The sequence below is a fragment of the Gemella cuniculi DSM 15828 genome (assembly GCF_000425665.1).
GTDB classification, from domain to species: domain Bacteria; phylum Bacillota; class Bacilli; order Staphylococcales; family Gemellaceae; genus Gemella; species Gemella cuniculi.
In genome coordinates, this window is record NZ_AUDW01000039.1 from 1 (window position 1) to 1,143 (window position 1,143).

General features: G+C 28.9%; 1 protein-coding gene. It reads right to left on the reverse strand.

The window, feature by feature from the left end:
• On the reverse strand, positions 1–444 hold a 444-nt coding region (locus H612_RS09165; protein ID WP_035500350.1), incomplete at its 3' end, for an aldehyde dehydrogenase family protein.
• Positions 445–1,143: the final 699 nt, after the last annotated feature.

Consider the following 1,143-nt stretch of genomic DNA (forward strand, 5'->3'; position numbering starts at 1 on the left):
TGATGGGTGGAAACTGAAGATAATAGGGTTACGAGTTTTCAAACAGATTAAAGATTTAAAGACTGTAGTAGATGTAGGGTTAGTAGTAGGAACAACACCACAAACAACCCCCACAGGTTCAGCTATTGCAGTAAGACCATCAGTTTCGTCTTTGCTAACAATACCAACTGTTTTTAGATCACGCATATAGTTGACTATATACTCGCATGCGTATAGGTTTTTTGTAGCTTTGTCTTCTACGATACCACGACCAGTTTCCTCGACAGCGGCAACCGCTAGAGGACCATGAGCTTCAAGAGCTGCAACAGCTGCTGCTTGAACGATAGCATCTATTTTCTCTTGATCTTCTATTTTTTTGAATTCGTCTAAAGCAACAAGTGCTTTACTAACTAGTGTATTAACTTCTTCAACTGGGTCTACAGTTTTTTCTTTTTCTTTTACCATAATAGTTGGCTCCTTTGTGATTATTTTATGGACATTCTAAAAATTAAGGAATTAATATATTGAATTGAGCATGGGTCATGCTAACTCAACAGAGTTAACACTTTAATATTCAGAATGAGCTGTATTTGTTATGCTTTAATTTTAACACAAAAAAATCCAAATGTAAATAGTTGTTATATAACTGTATATAAAAAATAATAGGTATATTTTTTTATTGAATTTGTATAGGTGATTTTTTATATTTTTTGTTATCTATAAAATATTTTTAAACTGTTATATTCAGATATTGTTTTAACACAAAGAGTTAAATTATTATTATAAAATTAAATTACATATTATTATATAACAATATTATAAAGGATGAAATTATATAATAAACCAAATATAAACGTAAAAATAAATATCAATATAGTGATAATCGTTATCATTTAAAAATGTTTATTTTACTGTTTCATAACAAAATATGTTGGGTGAATATAAAGTATATGACTATAGATACAGTAACAATTTTCGATATAAAAAACACCCCAATTCTGGGGTGTTAAAAAGTAATAAACAAATATATTTATATGTTCTATAAAAATAGCATACTTTAAAAATTATTTATTTTCCACAAATTTCTTTTGATCATAACCGAACCAAGCAGCTTCCATAATGTCAGCCATGTCATCGATAAGAGCAAGTCTAGGGTTAGCAGGA